The organism is Burkholderia sp. SIMBA_051 (assembly GCF_046534915.1).
Lineage (GTDB): Bacteria > Pseudomonadota > Gammaproteobacteria > Burkholderiales > Burkholderiaceae > Burkholderia > Burkholderia ambifaria.
The window spans coordinates 481,399-497,800 of record NZ_JAWRXS010000006.1; the positions used below are offsets into that span (position 1 = coordinate 481,399).

Annotated in this window: 14 protein-coding genes; 1 reads left to right on the forward strand and 13 read right to left on the reverse strand. The window is 66.9% G+C overall.

Features of this window, described 5'->3' with window-relative positions:
- Position 1: 1 nt before the first annotated feature.
- The 10 genes from SB771_RS17895 to SB771_RS17940 all read right to left on the reverse strand — a co-directional run bounded on the left by SB771_RS17895 (position 2) and on the right by SB771_RS17940 (position 12,915).
- A complete protein-coding gene (locus tag SB771_RS17895) occupies positions 2-4,843 on the reverse strand; it encodes an NAD-glutamate dehydrogenase (protein ID WP_175659037.1) in 4,842 nt (1,613 codons plus the stop codon).
- 151 nt (positions 4,844-4,994) lie between these two features.
- Positions 4,995-5,216 (reverse strand): hypothetical protein, encoded by a 222-nt coding sequence (locus SB771_RS17900; RefSeq protein WP_175654575.1) that lies wholly within the window; start codon positions 5,214-5,216, stop codon positions 4,995-4,997.
- Positions 5,217-5,412: 196 nt separating this feature from the next.
- Entirely contained in the window at positions 5,413-6,351 is a 939-nt protein-coding gene (gene arcC / locus SB771_RS17905) for a carbamate kinase (protein ID WP_175659038.1), read from the reverse strand.
- A gap of 64 nt (positions 6,352-6,415) precedes the next feature.
- A complete protein-coding gene (locus SB771_RS17910; RefSeq protein WP_126225615.1) occupies positions 6,416-7,426 on the reverse strand; it encodes an ornithine carbamoyltransferase in 1,011 nt (336 codons plus the stop codon).
- Between the two features lie 49 nt (positions 7,427-7,475).
- Positions 7,476-8,732 (reverse strand): arginine deiminase, encoded by a 1,257-nt coding sequence (gene arcA / locus SB771_RS17915; protein WP_175659039.1) that lies wholly within the window; start codon positions 8,730-8,732, stop codon positions 7,476-7,478.
- 17 nt (positions 8,733-8,749) lie between these two features.
- Positions 8,750-10,204: an arginine-ornithine antiporter gene (gene arcD / locus SB771_RS17920; RefSeq protein WP_175659040.1), complete on the reverse strand. Its 1,455-nt coding sequence runs from the start codon at positions 10,202-10,204 to the stop codon at positions 8,750-8,752.
- A gap of 112 nt (positions 10,205-10,316) precedes the next feature.
- Positions 10,317-10,649 (reverse strand): RNA-binding protein, encoded by a 333-nt coding sequence (locus tag SB771_RS17925; RefSeq protein ID WP_175659739.1) that lies wholly within the window; start codon positions 10,647-10,649, stop codon positions 10,317-10,319.
- 376 nt (positions 10,650-11,025) lie between these two features.
- A complete protein-coding gene (locus SB771_RS17930) occupies positions 11,026-11,214 on the reverse strand; it encodes a 4-oxalocrotonate tautomerase (protein ID WP_012366292.1) in 189 nt (62 codons plus the stop codon).
- A gap of 59 nt (positions 11,215-11,273) precedes the next feature.
- Positions 11,274-12,050 (reverse strand): class II aldolase/adducin family protein, encoded by a 777-nt coding sequence (locus SB771_RS17935; RefSeq protein WP_175659041.1) that lies wholly within the window; start codon positions 12,048-12,050, stop codon positions 11,274-11,276.
- Positions 12,025-12,915: an urea transporter gene (locus tag SB771_RS17940; RefSeq protein WP_175659042.1), complete on the reverse strand. Its 891-nt coding sequence runs from the start codon at positions 12,913-12,915 to the stop codon at positions 12,025-12,027. The genes SB771_RS17935 and SB771_RS17940 overlap by 26 nt, the downstream gene beginning before the upstream one ends.
- Before the next feature lie 181 nt (positions 12,916-13,096).
- On the opposite strand from SB771_RS17940, the gene SB771_RS17945 reads away from it, so the two are divergent.
- Positions 13,097-13,651, forward strand: a complete 555-nt coding sequence (locus SB771_RS17945) for a putative glycolipid-binding domain-containing protein (protein WP_175659043.1) — start codon at positions 13,097-13,099, stop codon at positions 13,649-13,651.
- Here the strand turns inward: SB771_RS17945 and SB771_RS17950 are convergent.
- The 3 genes from SB771_RS17950 to SB771_RS17960 are packed head-to-tail and all read right to left on the reverse strand — an operon-like array spanning position 13,612 to position 16,389.
- Positions 13,612-14,544, reverse strand: a complete 933-nt coding sequence (locus tag SB771_RS17950) for an alpha/beta fold hydrolase (protein ID WP_175659044.1) — start codon at positions 14,542-14,544, stop codon at positions 13,612-13,614. The genes SB771_RS17945 and SB771_RS17950 overlap by 40 nt on opposite strands.
- Positions 14,545-14,548: 4 nt before the next feature.
- Positions 14,549-15,454, reverse strand: coding sequence for a metal-dependent hydrolase (locus SB771_RS17955; protein ID WP_175659045.1), 906 nt, complete (start codon positions 15,452-15,454; stop codon positions 14,549-14,551).
- Positions 15,451-16,389 carry an SDR family NAD(P)-dependent oxidoreductase gene (locus SB771_RS17960; protein ID WP_175659046.1) on the reverse strand — a complete coding sequence of 313 codons (939 nt, stop codon included), beginning with the start codon at positions 16,387-16,389 and terminating at the stop codon, positions 15,451-15,453. Before SB771_RS17960 ends, SB771_RS17955 begins: the two co-directional genes overlap by 4 nt.
- Between the last annotated feature and the right edge of the window lie 13 nt (positions 16,390-16,402).

Genomic DNA, 16,402 nt, shown 5'->3' on the forward strand with positions numbered 1-16,402 from the left:
GTCACGCGCGTTCCAGCACGGCCATCTCGCGCACGATCACGAGCAGCACCGCGAGGCTTGCGCCACCCGACGCGCGCAAGTCGGCGAGCAGATGCTCGTAGCGCTCCAGCGCGGCTTCGCGGCGTTCGCGCCACGCGTGGACGATCGTCTCCGGCGCCGTCGAGTCGGCCGATTCCGCGAGCGCGCTGGTGGCGAGCGTGCGCTTGAGCCGCGCGATTTCCGCGAGCGCGGCCGCGCGCGCCAGCATGTCCCAGTGCGTGGGCGCCGGCAGCGTGGCCGCGCGTTCGCCGATCCATCGGTAGTTCAGCAGCGTGCCGAGCGAGAAGTACACGCCCGCGACCAGCTCGAGGCTGCGATCGCAGGTCGCGGCCACTTCGGCGATGTCGAGCAGCGCGGCCGAGATGTCGCCGTTCGCGACGCGCCCGGCGAGCGCGCTGTCGACGCCCGCGTCCACCAGCACGCGCTGCCGCTCGGACAACGCTTCGAGATCGCTCGTCGGCAGCAGCGCCGGCAATTGCGGCGCGAGGCGCTGCACCGCGTCGCGGCAGCGCGCGATCAAGCCGGCGACGCCGCCGTTGGCGACCGCGCCCGATTGCAGCTGCCGCAGGAACCACAGCGCCGCGCGCTCCAGCAGCCGTGCGACGTCGACGAACATGCGCGCCTGCACGTCGTCGGCGACACGGTTGTCGAGCGCGTCGATGTCGCGCCACACAGCACCGAGATCGAACACGTCGCGCGCCATGATGCACGCGCGCACGATGTCGCCCGGCTTCGCGTCGGTTTCCTCCATCAGCCGGTGCACGAACGCGCAGCCGACGCGGTTGACGAGCGCATTGGTCAGGTGCGTCGCGAGAATCTCGCGACGCAGCGGATGGCGCTGCATCGGTTCGTTGAAACGCTGTTGCAGCGGCGTCGGGAAATAGTCGACGAGCATCGCGGCGACGAGCGGATCTTCCGGTACGTCGGAGTCGAGCAGCGCGTCGTACAGCCACATCTTGCTGTACGCGAGCAGCACCGCGCGCTCCGGCGACGTCAGGCCCTGTTTCGCGGTTTGCCGTTCGGCGATCTCGTCGTCGGTCGGCAGGAACTCGATCACGCGGTTCAAGCGGCCCGCCCGTTCGAGCCAGCGCATCAGGCGCGCCTCGGCGTCGAGCAGCTCGACGCTGTAGCGGCCGGCGATCGACAGCGCCTGCGTCTGGTAGTAGTTGTCGCGCAGCACCAGCAGCCCGACTTCGTCGGTCATTTCCGCGAGCAGGGCGTTGCGCTGCTTCTCGGTCATCTCGCCGTCGGTGACGACAAGGCCGAGCAGGATCTTGATGTTGACTTCGTGGTCCGAACAATCGACGCCCGCCGAGTTGTCGATCGCGTCGGTGTTGATGCGCCCGCCGCGCTGCGCGAACTCGATGCGGCCGAACTGCGTGCAGCCGAGGTTGCCGCCTTCGCCGACGACCTTGCAGCGCAGGTCCGCGCCGTTCACGCGCACCGCGTCGTTCGCCCGATCGCCGACCTGCTGGTGGGTTTCGTGCGCGGCCTTCACGTAGGTGCCGATGCCGCCGTTGTACAGCAGGTCGACCGGCGCCTGCAGGATCGCGCGGATCAGCTCGGTCGGCGGCAGCGCGTGCGCGTCGATGCCGAGCGCGGCCTGCACGGCCGGCGACAGCGGGATCGTCTTCGCGGTGCGTGCGTATACGCCGCCACCCTGCGAGATCACGGAGGTGTCGTAGTCGGCCCAGCTCGAGCGTTCGAGCGCGAACATCCGCTCGCGCTCCGCGAAGCTCGTCGTCGGGTCGGGGTTCGGATCGAGGAACACGTGCCGGTGATCGAAGGCCGCGACGAGCCGGATATGCGGCGACAGCAGCATCCCGTTGCCGAACACGTCGCCCGACATGTCGCCGACGCCGACCACGGTGAAGTCGGTCGTCTGCGTATCGACACCCATCTCGCGGAAGTGCCGCTTCACCGATTCCCACGCGCCGCGTGCGGTGATCGCCATCTTCTTGTGGTCGTAGCCGACCGAGCCGCCGGACGCGAATGCATCGTCGAGCCAGAAGCCGTATTCGTGCGAGATCGCATTCGCGTAATCGGAGAAGGTGGCCGTGCCCTTGTCGGCCGCGACGACGAGATATGGATCGTCGGGATCGTGCCGCACCACGTCGGGCGGCGGCACGATCGTGTTGCCGGCGAGATTGTCGGTCAGGTCGAGCAGGCCGCGCAGGAACGTCTGATAGCACGCGATGCCTTCGCGCATCCACGCTTCGCGATCGCTCGGCGGCGGCGGGTTCTTCACGACGAAGCCGCCTTTCGAGCCGACCGGCACGATCACGACGTTCTTCACCATCTGCGCCTTCATCAGCCCGAGCACCTCGGTGCGGAAATCCTCGCGGCGGTCGGACCAGCGCAGCCCGCCGCGCGCGACGCGCCCGCCGCGCAGGTGCACGCCCTCGACGCGCGGCGAATACACCCAGATCTCGAACATCGGCTTCGGCTCCGGCAGGCCGGGCACCTTCGCCGGATTGAACTTGAACGACAAGTACGGCTTCGATTCGCCGTTCGCGTCGAGCAGGAAATAGTTGGTGCGCTCGGTCGCGTTGATCACGCCGAGGAACTGGCGCAGGATCCGGTCCTCGTCGAGATTCGGCACCTGGTCGAGCGCCGTCTCGATGGCCTTCAGCAGGTGTTCGGCCTGCACGTCGCGCGTGCCGCCGATGGCCGGGTCGAAGCGCAGCAGGAACAGCTCGACGAGCTGCCGTGCGATCGCCGGGTTGCCGGTCAACGCGCGCTCGATGTACGCGTCGCTGAACGTCGAGCCGACCTGCCGCAGGTATTTCGCATACGCACGCAGGATCGTGACCTCGCGGGCGCTCAGGTGGGCACGCAACACGAGGCGGTTGAAGTCGTCGTTCTCGATCCGGCCGCTCCAGATCCGGTCGAACGCATCCTCGAACAGGCCCTTCACGCGCTCGATGTCGAACTCGGTATCGTCGGCGAGTTCAAGGCCGAAGTCGTGCACCCACGCGGGCGCGGCATCCTGCGTCTGGATCCGGTACGGCCGCTCCTCGTCGACGCGCACGCCCAGATGCTCCAGCATCGGCAGGCTGCGCGACAGCGCGATCGGGTCGCCCGCGCGATACACCTTGAAGCGGAACGCGCGCGGACCGGCCTCGATCGGGCGGTACAGGTTCATCGCGAGCTGGCCCGACTCCTTCACGCGCTCGATCAGCTCGATGTCGCGCACGGCCGTGCGCGCCGGATAGTCGTCGCGATAGCCGGCCGGAAACGATTCCGCATAGCGCTGCAGCAGCCGGTTGCCTTGCTCTTCGCCGAACGCGTCGAGCAATGCGTCCGCGAGATCGTCCTGCCAGCGGCGCGCGACCTGCACGAGCCGCGCTTCGAGCTCGCGCGTGTCGACGTCCGGCATCGTGCCCGGTTCGGCATGGACGACGAAATGAATCCGCGCGATCGCCGATTCCGACAGCAGCGGCGTGAATTCGACGTTCACGCCGTTGTATGCGTCGACGAGCAGCTTCGCGATGCGGCGGCGCAGGTCGGTGTTGTACTTGTCGCGCGGCACGAACGCGAGGCACGACACGAAGCGGTCGAAGCGGTCGCGCCGCACGAACAGGCGCGTGCGCTGGTGTTCCTGCAGGCGCAGGATGCCGAGCGCGATGTCGTAGAGCTGGTCTTCGTCGGCCTGGAACAGTTCGTCGCGCGGATAGGTTTCGAGCACCGTCACCAGCGACTTGCCGAGATGCCCCTTCGGCAGGAAGCCCGCGCGCCGCACGATGTTTGCGCACTTGCGGCGCACGATCGGGATCTCGGCGCTCGACACCATGTACGCGGTCGACGTGTAGAGCCCGATGAAGCGGCGCTCGCCGATCACCTTGCCGTCGGCGCCGACCAGTTTCACGCCGACGTAGTCGAGGTAGCCGGGCCGGTGCACGGTCGCGCGCGAGTTCGCCTTCGTCAGGAAGATCGGCCAGGGGCCGGTGATGATCTCGGCGGCCGCCGGCGGCAGCGGCGTCACGTCCGGCGCGCCCGACGGCCGCAGCGATTCGCGCAGCAGGCCGAAGCCGGAGCCCTCGACGCCGCGCAGCCCGAAGCCCGACGCGTCCGATACCAGCGAGTAGTCGCGCTGGCCGAGGAACGTGAAGTGGTCGGCGGCCATCCATTCGAGGAACGCGCGCGCCTCGATGTCTTCCGCGGTGGATTCGCGGGCTTTCATGTCCTTAATTGTCGCGCGCGCGATGTCGACGATCTTCGGCCAGTCCTCGACCGACGCGCGCACGTCGCCGAGCACGCGGGCGATGTCGTCGCGCAGCGTGTCGAGCAGCGCGGCGTCGCCGCAGCGGTCGACTTCGAAATGGATGAACGACGCGAGTTGCGACTGGCCGTCGGGGGCCGTCGCGCCGCCGGCGTCGACGCGCTCGATCCCGCCGTTGCCGCCGCGCCAGATGCGGAACACCGGGTGCAGCGCGGAGTGCAGCGCGAGCCCGAGGCGGTTCACCGCCATCGTCACCGAGTCGACGAGGAACGGCATGTCGTCGTTGACGATCTCGATCACCGTGTGGTCCGAGTGCCAGCCGTGCTGCTCGACGATCGGGTTGTACACGCGCAGCCGCTCGCTGCCGGGCACGAATTTCTGGGCGGTCTGCCAGTGCGCCATCGCGGCGCCGTACAGGTCGGCGATGCTGCGATCCTGCAGATCGTCGGCGTCGACGAAGTCGTAGTAATGACGCAGGAACGGTTCGACGATCCGGAACGTGGCTTCGGGCAGGCGCCCGCGCGCGAATTCGACGACATCCGAGAGCAGGTGTGCGACGACTTCTTCGTTCTTCGCTTCCATGGCGGTCTCCTGATCGGCTGGCCATTGGCTGCTGCGTTGTGTGTTCGGCATTATGCGCCGATTGCGTGACGGAGCGATGTGCGGGCGCACAACGGGGAGCAGGGAAGGAAGAGGCGCACGCAGCGCGCGTGGGCGGCGCTGCGCGGGCGGGTCAGGCGAGGTCCGGCGGCTTCAGGTCGGGATGCCGGGCGTAGAGCGGGTTCATGAAGTCGAGCAGCATCGTGGTCAATACTTGCGACACGAATTCGCGATAGGCGACGAATTCATGGGGCGGACAGGTCTCCTGGACCTGCCGCAGCGATTGATCCAGTTGCCCACCCATCGACACGATCATGTCGTTCAGTGCGGTGGCGATACGTTTGTCGTCGATCATGCGGTCTCCTTCAGGCGCCGCGGCGTGCGGCGCGCTCGGTCGGGCGTTACCGCGGTTCGAGCGCGTATCGCGCGGGGAGGTTCCGGCGACGCCGAACCGTGACGCGCGTGATCGATGTGTCCGTGACGCATTGCACTGATCGACGGCACGCCGGCCGAACGCATCGGCACGGATATTGCGGCACCGCACATCTCCGCTATCGCGGTTTCCTGCAACGGATGCCGTTCACCTTCGTGGTGACGCGCGTGCCGGCTCGACCCGCGACGATCGCGGCGATATCGGCGAGCGAGCCGATGGCCGCGTCCCGGCCCGTCTGTCGTACGAACTCGATTGCGGCCTGCACCTTCGGCCCCATCGAGCCGGCCGCGAAGCCGAGCTCATCGAGCGCGTCCGGATGCGCGGCTTCGATCAGCGACTGGGTCGGCAGGCGCCAGTCCACATATGCGCCGTCGACGTCGGTGACGATCAGCAGCAAGTCCGCCTGCAATTCGCGCGCCAGCAGCGACGCGCACAGATCCTTGTCGATGACGGCTTCGACACCCGCGAGCTTGCCGTTCGCATCGTAGCGCGTCGGGATGCCCCCACCGCCCGCGCAGATCACGATCGCGCCTTTTTCCAGCAGCCATTTGATCGGACGGATCTCGAAGATGCGGTGCGGTCGGGGGCTTGGCACGACCCGGCGAAACGCGTCGCCGTCCGGCGCGATGTGCCAGCCATTTTCGTGCGCGAGCCGTTCGGCCTCCGCGCGCGAATAGACCGGGCCGATCGGCTTGGTCGGCCGGTCGAACGCCGGGTCGGCAGGGTCCACTTCGACTTGCGTCAGCAGCGTGGCGAACGGCATGTCGGCGGGCAGCAGGTTGCCGAGTTCCTGCTCGATCAGATACCCGATCATCCCTTCCGTCTGGGCGCCGAGCACGTCGAGCGGGTACGGCTCGACCGGTGCGTAGGCGGCAGCCTGCAGCGCGAGGAGCCCGACCTGCGGGCCGTTGCCATGCGCGATCACGAGTTCGTTGCCGGGGGCGATCCGGGCGATCTCGGCGGCGGCGATTCTCACGTTCTGTCGTTGCCGCGCCTCGGACATCGGCTGATTGCGTTGCAAGAGCGCGTTGCCGCCCAATGCGATGACGATGCGCATCGTGTTTCTCCTTGAAGTGCGGACGGTGCGATGCGACGCACCATCCGGTTGCGCGTGCGGGTCGTCAGATGCCGCCGAGTGTCGAGACGAGGACGGCCTTGATCGTGTGCATGCGATTTTCGGCCTGTTCGAACGCAATGCAGCGCGGCGATTCGAACACCTCGTCGGTAACCTCGATGCCGTCTTTCAGGTGCGGATAGCGTTCGGCGATCTGCCGGCCGACTGTCGTGTCGCTGTTGTGGAAGGCCGGCAGGCAGTGCATGAACCGCGTGCGCGCGTTGCCCGTCGATTCGAGCAGCGTGCGATTGACCTGATACGGCAGCAGCGCCGCGATCCGCTCGTCCCATGCTTCGACCGGCTCGCCCATCGACACCCACACGTCGGTGTGAATGAAGTCGACGCCCTCGACTGCCGCATGCGGATCTTCGGTCAAGAGGATCCGCGCGCCGCTTTCGGCCGCGAACGCCTCGCATTGCGCGATCAGCTCCGCGGCCGGCCACAGCGACTTCGGTGCGCCGATCCGCACATCCATCCCGAGCTTCGCGCCGATCAGGAGCAACGAATTGCCCATGTTGTTGCGCGCATCGCCGAGATACGCGTAACTGATGTCGTGCAACGCCTTGTCGCTGTGCTCGCGCATCGTCATCACGTCGGCCAGCATCTGCGTCGGATGGTATTCGTCGGTGAGTCCGTTGAACACGGGCACGCCCGCGTAGCGGGCCAGGTCTTCGACGATCTCCTGGCGGAAACCGCGATACTCGATGGCGTCGTACATTCGGCCCAGCACGCGCGCCGTGTCCTTCATGCTTTCCTTGTGACCGATCTGCGACGAAGTCGGATCGATATAGGTCACGTTGGCGCCCTGGTCGTATGCGGCGACCTCGAATGCGCAACGCGTGCGGGTCGAGGTCTTTTCGAAGATCAGCGCGATGTTCTTGCGCATCAGGCGCGGCTGTTCGGTGCCGCTGTACTTCGCACGCTTCAGGTCGCGGGCGAGATCGAGCAGGTAGCGCAGTTCGCGCGCGTTGTGGTGGATCAGGCTCAGCAGATTGCGGTTGTGCAGATTGAGGCTCATCGGGTTTCTCCGTGAAAAAGGGGGGCGGTGCGTCGCGGTGCGCGCCGTTTCAGAAATCGACCGGATCGCGCAGGACCGGACAGGTCATGCAATGGCCGCCGCCGCGCCCGCGGCCGAGCTCGCTGGAGCCGATCGTGATCACCTCGACCCCCGCCTTGCGCAACTGCGTGTTTGTATAGGTATTGCGGTCATAGCCGACGACGGTGCCCGGTTCGAGGCAGATCATGTTGTTGCCGTCGTCCCATTGTTCGCGTTCGGCCGCGAAATCGTTGCCGCCCGTCTCGACGACGCGCAGCGATTTCAGACCCAGCGCCTGCGCGACGACGTCGACGAACGCCTTGTCTTCCCGCTCGATGTCGATGCCGTTGCGCGCGTCGTCGCGCGGGCGCAACGTGAACGGGACGATGCGGCTCACGACGTCGGGGAATACGGTCACGAGATCGCGATCGCAAAAACTGAACACGGTGTCGAGATGCATCGACGCACGCGAGTTCGGCAGACCCGCGACGATCACGCGTTCGGCCGCGCCCTTCGCGAACAGCGACTGCGCGAGCTGGCCGATCGCCTGGTGCGTGGTGCGTTCGCCCATCCCGACGAGCACGACGCCGCGACCGATCGGCATCACGTCGCCGCCTTCGAGCGTCGCCATCCCGTGGTCGCGGTCGGGATCGCCGTACCACACGTCGAATGTTTCGTCGGCGAACTGGGGATGGAACCGGTAGACCGCGGCGACGAGCAGCGTTTCCTGCCGGCGGGCCGGCCAGTGCATCGGATTCAGCGTGACGCCGCCGTAGATCCAGCACGACGTGTCGCGCGTAAACATCATGTTCGGCAGCGGCGGCAGCACGAACGACGACCGCCCGAGGTAGTCCTGAAACAACGTGAGCGCCTTCGACTGGCTGCCGCCCGGCACGTCGCTCGCCGCGACGCCGCCGATCAGGAATTCGGCGAGCGTGCGCGGTGCGAGGCCGTCGAGCCATGCGCGCACTTCGTCGACGAGACCGATGCCGACGGTGTCGGGCGTGATCTTGCGATCGAGAATCCACGTGCGTGCGGCCGGGTTCGCGACGGTGTCGGTCAGCAGATTGTGCATCTCGAGCACCTCGACGCCGCGCTCGCGCATCTTCGATACGAAGTCGAAATGGTCGCGCTTGGCCTGGTTCACCCACATCACGTCGTCGAACAGCAATTCGTTGCAATTGCTGGGCGTGAGGCGATGGTGGGCGAGCCCCGGCGAGCAGACGATCACCTTGCGCAGCTTGCCGACTTCGGAGTGGACACCGACTTGAGGCGTGACATGGGTCATGTTCGTTACCTGTTCGATCAAAGGGAGATGAGACCGCGATGGAGCGCATAGGCCGCGACGACGGCCGCGACGGCGGCCGCCGCAAAGACGATTTTTTCGGCGGTCGTGAACACCGGCTTGCCGAGTTCGCGCTTCGCCTTCGCGAACAGCAGCGCGCCCGGCACGTAGAGCAGGGCAGACAGCAGCAGGTACTTGACGCCTGCCGCGTAGAGCAGCCACACCGTGTACGTCACCGCGAGCGCGGCGATGCAGCCGTCCTTGCGGCGTGCGCGGGCGTCGGCTCCATAGGTTTCGCCGCGCACGACGAGCAGGAGCGCATAGGCGGCCGACCAGAAGTACGGGATCAGGATCATCGACGTCGACAGATAGATCAGCGACAGATAGGTGCCCTGGGCGAACAGCGTGATGATGAGGAAAATCTGCACCATCACGTTCGTGAGCCACAGCGCGTTGGCCGGCACGTGGTTCGCGTTCTCCTTGCGCAGGAACGCGGGCATCGTGCGGTCCTTTGCGGCCGAGAACAGGATCTCCGCGCAGAGCAGCACCCACGACAACAGCGCGCCGACGAGCGACACCACGAGGCCGACGCCGATGACGACGGCGCCCCAATGTCCGACCACATGCTCGAGCACGGCGGCCATCGACGGGTTCTGAAGCTTCGCGAGCTGCGGCTGCGTCATGATGCCGAGCGACAGCAGATTGACGAGCACGAGCGCGAGCAGTACGCCGGCGAAGCCGATCACGGTCGCACGGCCGACATCGCTGCGCTTCTCGGCGCGCGCCGAGTAGATGCTGGCGCCCTCGATGCCGATGAACACCCAGACGGTGGCGAGCATCATGTTGCGGACCTGGTTCGTCACCGAGCCGAGCGACGGATTCGCGTGGCCCCATATGTCGGCTCGGAACACGTCGAGCCGGAACGCGAAGAAGCCGATCACGATGAACACCACGAGCGGGACGATCTTCGCGATGGTCGTGACGAGGTTGACGAACGCCGCTTCGCGGATGCCGCGCAATACGAGGAAATGGACGGCCCACAGCAGCACCGAAGCGGCCGCGATCGCGGCGCGCGTGTTGCCTTCGCCGAACATCGGGAAAAAGTAGCCGAGCGTCGAGAACAACAGCACGAAGTAGCCGACGTTACCGACCCACGCGCTGATCCAGTAGCCCCATGCGGACGAGAAGCCCATGTAATCGCCGAACCCGGCCTGCGCATACGCGTAGACACCGCCGTCGAGCAGCGGCTTGCGGTTCGCCAGTGTCTGGAAGACGAACGCGAGGGCGAGCATGCCGACCGCGGTGATGCCCCACCCGATCAGGATCGCGCCGGCGTCGGCTGCGGCAGCCATGTTCTGCGGCAGCGAGAAGATGCCGCCGCCGATCATCGAGCCGACGACGAGGGCGGTCAGCGCGCCGAGCGGCAGCTTGCGCGTGGCGGGTCGCGCAGTATCGGTGTGAATCAGTTCAGCCATGAGGCTTCCTTGTAATCGACGAGCGTGCGCGAAGTCGTCGCGCGCACGTGGCCGCCGCGCGTACGGCGGTGCGTACGGCGCGGGGATGGGTTTTTACTGCTGGGGGCGACCGTTATCGGTGCAGCGTGATGGCCGGCGTTTCGCGTGACGGCTCGTTCCGGCTTTCCCGTTGACGCCGGGCTTCGGCGGCGTCGCTGTAATCCCAGAATGAAAAGATCCAGATGCGAATCCGGTGGCGCTTCCAGTACATGCCGTTCAGGCGTTTGCGGATTTCCCCGAGCGCACCGCGGTTGGCGCCTTCGACGTCGATCAACGCACCCGGCCTCGAGCTTGCTTGCCCGATGAACAGGATGTGCGTGAAAGTCTCTCCGGTGTATTTGTGAAGAAAACCCTGAAGCTCGTTCCGCGTGGTGTCCGGATTGAGATTGTCGACGAGCATTCTCATTGTTTCTCCAGGGTGGGTGCTTGAAACCGAAGTGAGTCGATTTCGATCATCGGGTGTCAAACCGGACATCGGAAAATCGAAATGAAAATCGCGCGAATCCATTGAGCGGCGGTGCGCGGCAGGTCCGGCGTTTTCCCTCGGTTCTCTCTTTTCGGTATTGCTCGAACGAATTGAATTCAAGCGCAATTGTCCGTCATGCGCTGCAATCGATTTTGATCGACGTCAATGGGTAATTTTCGGGATAAGACGCAGGTGTTTGACGGCAGGCGGCAGGCCGACGGGCTTGCCGATGTGGCGGGGAAGCGGGGAGAGCGGGCGGGGCTGGGACGCGTTGCGTCCCGTCAAGCGGTGGATTCGAATGGTTCGCGGCAGCGGCTTATTCGCGCTCGCTCCACAGCTTCCCGGCCGTCGCCCAGTTCTCCTTCTTCACGTCGGCGAGGATGATGTCGACCGAGCCCGGGTCGCAGCCGAGCGTCTCGCACGTGACGCGCGTGATCGCTTCGACGAATGCACGCTTCTGCTCGACCGTGCGGCCTTCGAACAACTGGATATTGAAAGTCGGCATGACTGGATGCTCCGATGGTTGGGGTGAATCGGTTCGTGTTCGTCGGGACGCCGGCGGCGTCAGTCGCGATACGACGGATCGATGCGGTCGAGGCGGCGCAGCAGCGCCGGCCATTCCAGTTCGCCCTCGATCGCGCCGCCGTCGCGCAGTTGCTCGGCGGTGCGCGCGGCGACGGCCGGCTCGGGCAGCACGAGCGGTCCGCCGCCTGCCTGCGCGCGCACCTGGATGTCGCACGCCTTGATCAGCGTATCCATCAGCACATACGCTTCGGCGACGGTCCGGCCGACCGTCAGCGTGCCGTGATTGCGCAGCAGCATCGCGGAGTTCGCGCCGAGACTGGCGGTCAGTCGCGCGCCTTCGGCCGGCGAGAAGGCGAGCGCCTCGTAGTCGTGATACGCGAGGTCGCCGTAAAACCGCAGCGCGTGCTGCGATGCCGGCAGCAGCCCGTCGCGCTGGATCGACACGGCGATGCCGGCCGTATTGTGCAGATGCATCACGCACACGGCATCCGGCCGCGCGGCATGGACGGCCGCATGCAGTGCGAAGCCCGTCACGTTGACCGGATGCTCGCTGTCGCCGATCCGGTTGCCGGTCAGGTCGATCTTCACGAGATTCGATGCACGGACTTCGTCGAACGTGAGGCCGAACGGATTGATCAGGAAATGGCCGGGTTCGCCCGGCACCGTCGCGGACAGGTGCGTGTAGATCAGGTCGTCCCAGCCGTTCAGCGCGACGAGGCGATACGCGGCGGCGAGATCGACGCGCAGCCGGCGCTCGGCGTCCGAGACCGGGCCGCCGGGCTTCACGGCGTCAGGACGGTGTGCGAATGACGACATCGGGTTCTCCGAGGGTAAAGCGGCGGGCGACGGCCACCGTGATCCACGACGCCAGAGCGAACGGCGCCGTGAGCGCCGGGACGTCCGCGCGCATCGCGAGCCACTGGATCAGCGCGGCCAGTGCGACCGCCGCGAGCGCCGTGCGCGTGCCGCGCGACATCAGCGCAAGCGCGGCGAGCGCGCCGTTGAAGCCGAGCAGGCCGTCGGTAAATCCGGTATCGCCTGCGCCGAGTGCGACCAGCAGCACGGTCGACACGATCGCGCCGCCGAGTGCGAACGCGGCCGCGCGGCGCGATGCGATCGCGATGCCCACAACGATCAGCATACCGGCCCACGCGCCTTGTGCGAAAGCGGTTTGCGCGACGCCCGACAGCAGCGCGGCGGCGACCGAGGAAAGCGTCGGCGCCGGATCTGTCGCGACACCGCTCGCATGCTGCATCGCGACAAACGGCAACCATAGCGCAGTGGCGGCAAGGCACGGACTCGAATACGGGCATTGGCGCCATTTCGCGAGCGGGGTGCGCATCGCGCGCTGCACGAGCGCGGCGCCGATCGCGGCGAGCGGTGCGAGCACGAGCGCCAGCGGGGCGGGCGCAAAGACGACGGCCACCAGCGCGGCGAGTGCGCCGTTGAAGCCGTGCAGACCCTGTTCGACGGCGCGGCGTTCCGCGCCGGTCAGCACCGCGGTCACGTTCGCGGCGGCCGCGCCGACCAGCGCCGCGCACGCGAGCCGCAGGTCGGTCAGCGCGAGTGCGGCGACCAGCATCGCGCCGGTGAACGCGTTCGCCTGCAGCACGATCTGTCCGACGCTGCGCAGCAGGATGCGCAGGTCGATCGACGGCGAGGCAGGGCGGGCGGTAGGCATGGCGGCGGTGGAGCAGGACGAGCCGCGAGCATAGGACACTCTCCCGTGCACCGGAATAGGGAATTCTGGATACTCGGGATTTGAGGCAGGCGCCCCGAATTGGGGCGGACGTTAGCGTTTTCGCGACATTTGCGGGCTCTGGTAGTAAATTTGCGCTCTCGTTAGCGTTTTCGGAGGAACGATGCGAGAAGTTCGCTGGGCGTCGCTCGAGGGCGACGGAATCGAACACCTGACGTTCGATCGTGCTGAAACCGGCATCGTCGTCGAAAGTGCCGTGGTCGGCCAGCGGTACGGCCGCGCGTATGGGCTTGCGTACCGGGTCGAGTGCGATCCGCAGTGGCGGGTCAGATATGCGGTGCTCAGGGTGATGGGCGGCGGCACGCTCGAACTGCATGGCGACGGCGCCGGCCACTGGCGCGACGGTTCGGGCAGCGCGCTGCCGGAACTGGATGGCTGTGTCGACATCGACATCGCGGCGACGCCGTTCACGAATTCGCTGCCGATCGGCCGCCTCCGTCTCGCGCGCGGCGAGCGGCGGCCGATCGACGTCGCGTACATCTCGACGCCGGATCTGACCGTCGCGCCGGTCAAGCAGGCCTACGCGTGCATCGAGCCCGGCCGGCGCTACCGCTACGAAGGGATCTTCCGGAATTTCACGGCGGAGATGGACATCGATGCCGACGGGCTCGTGATCGACTACGAAACGCTGTTCAAGCGCCTGCCGGCGCTGCGCTGAACCGGGGCGCTCGCCGTCGCGGGGGCCGCCGCCGGGGTCGCCGCGGCCGGTCTTTCATGCGCCGCGGCAAACCGGTCGATCCGCGCGGCGATCAGCTCCGGATCGCGCACCACGATCCAGTGCGCGCCGTCGATTTCCTCCCGCACATGCTCGCCGAGCCAACGGTCGAGATCGACCGACATCTCGGGCGTCACGTAGCGGTCGCGCACCGGCACGAGGATCTGGACCGGCGCCTGCGCATACCGCTCGCGCGGCCGTCTCGCCCGGGCGAGGAAATTCGCGCGGTAAAGCTGCAAGCCGTTCAGCGCGTTCTTCAACTGCGCGGGATCGCGCTCGGGCCGCACGCGCTCGGTCAACTGCAACCAGCGCGGCCACAGCGCGGCGCCGCCGAGCCGCCACACCAGCGACGGCACGACCGGCAGGTGGAAGAACGCGATGTACCACGACTTCAGGCTCTGTTTGAGCCGCATCTTCGCGCGAAACACGTGGTCGAGGCACGGCCCGGAGATCGACGTGTACGACGCGATCCGGCCGCGGAACGCGGGGTCGGTCACGGCCTCCCAGCACTGGATCGACCCCCAGTCGTGGCCGACCAGATGAAACGGCCGGTTGCCGCAGGTCGCGTCGGCGACGGCCTTCAGGTCCTCCGCGAGCCGCGCGAGCGCGTAATCGGCGCGGCGGCGCGGCGCATCGGACGCGCCGGCGCCGCGCACGTCGTAGGCGATCACGCGGTAGCGTTTCGCGAGCCGCGCGCGCACCGGTGCCCACACGGCCGCCGAATCGGGATAGCCGTGCACGAGGATCAGCGGCGGCGCGCGCCGCGGGCCGCTGACATACACGGCGAGTTTCACGTCGCCGGAGCGGACGGTCAGCATCTCGTGCGCGGGCGCCATGACGTCATGCCTGCGCAACCGGATGCAGCGGCACGCGGCGCGGGGCGGCCTGCGCCGCGTAGCGCGCGTTGGTCGCGTCGATGTTCGCGAGCAGCGTGTCGAGGCCCTCCAGATACTGATGGTTGTCGTGGTCCCACGGATGGAAGCCCGGGCGGAAGTAGTCGAGCCATTCGCCGGCGATGCTCGGCAACACGCCGTTCTTCGGGCTGTACAGATACTTCACGAGGCGCCACATGCCGCCGAACCTGCCGTGCTTGCGACGGTGCGCGAGCATCAGCCGCACGTGGAAGTCGAACACGATCGTCCAGAACATCACGGTCGTCAGCAGCATCGTGCCGGTGCGCAGCAGATAGCTGCCGAGGCCCGGCTTCATCACGGCGTTCCATACGTCGTACGACACTGCCTTGTGCTCGGTTTCCTCCATCGCGTGCCACATCCACATCTGCCGATAGCCTTCGACCGAGCCGTCGATCCGGTGCTCGAGGCCCGACAGCAGCTGGTTCGCGAGGATCGCCGTGTAGTGCTCGAGCGCGATGGTCGCCGCGAGCTGCATCGAATGCGGCATCGTCTTCCTGAAGAAGCCGAGGATCGTCCACAGCCGCTTGTCGAGCTTGTGCGCGGGCAGGCCGGCCGATTGCAGCAGGTCGTTGTACTCGATGTGCTCGCGCGTGTGCATCGCTTCCTGGCCGATGAAGCCCAGCACCTGCTTCTTCAGCTCCGGTTCCTCGATGCGGTCGCGGTAGTAGCGCACCGAATCCATGAAGAAGCGCTCGCCCGCCGGAAACAGCAGCGACAGCGCGTTCATGAAATGCGTGACCGGCACGCCCTGGACGTGCCAGTCCTTCGCGCGTTCGGGCGGCAGCGCGAAACGGATGTCGCGCCGCACCGGCATCATGTTCGGGTTCGTCATGATTGTTCTCCTGCCTGATTGCCTGCGTTGTTGTAGGGGGCGTGAAGCGGAGCGGCCGCCGGCGCGCCGTAGCGGGCGGCCTCGCGGCGGGCCTTCGCGGCCTCGCGGCGCGATACGAGCACCACGATCGCCTGGTAGGCGGCCGGCATGACGCGCGCCATCCAGTCGGCGCCCTTCGCATCGCGGCCGATCAGCACGCGGCGCTTGTTCTTGCGCACGCCGGCGAGAATCGTGCGCGCGGCATCGTCTGCGCTCGTGATGAAGAATTTCTCGAAGTTGTCCTTGCCTTGCTGCTCGCTCTGGATCAGGAAGCCGATCATGTTCTTCGCGACGCAGCTCGACTGCGCGATGTTCGTGCGGACGCCGCCCGGATGCACGCAGGTCGCCGACACGCCGCACTTCATCATGTCGAGTTCCTGGCGCAGCGATTCGGTGAAGCCGCGCACCGCGAACTTGGTCGCGTTGTAGCCGCTCATGCCCGGCTGCGCGAAGATCCCGAAGATGCTCGACGTGTTGATCACGTGGCCGTCGCCCGATGCCTTCAGGTGCGGCAGGAACGCCTTCGTGCCGTGCACGACGCCCCAGAAGTTGATGTTCACGATCCACTCGAGATCGCTGTATTCCATCCCTTCGATCGTGCTCGACAGCGCGACGCCCGCATTGTTGAAGATCAGGTTGACCTTGCCGTGCTCCTTCGCGGTGTCGTCGGCCCACGCGAACATCGCGTCGCGGTCGCCGACGTCGAGCATGCGCGTCGACACGCGCACGTTCGGCGCGATCGCGCGGACGATCCGCTCGGTTTCGGCGAGGCCGACGCCGTTCTTGTCGGCGAGCGACACGTGGCAGCCGGCCCGCGCGAGCTGGACCGCGAGTGCGCGGCCCATGCCCGAGCCGGCGCCCGTGATCGCGGCGACCTTGTTGGCGAAATCTCTCATGTCGGTGGCTCCT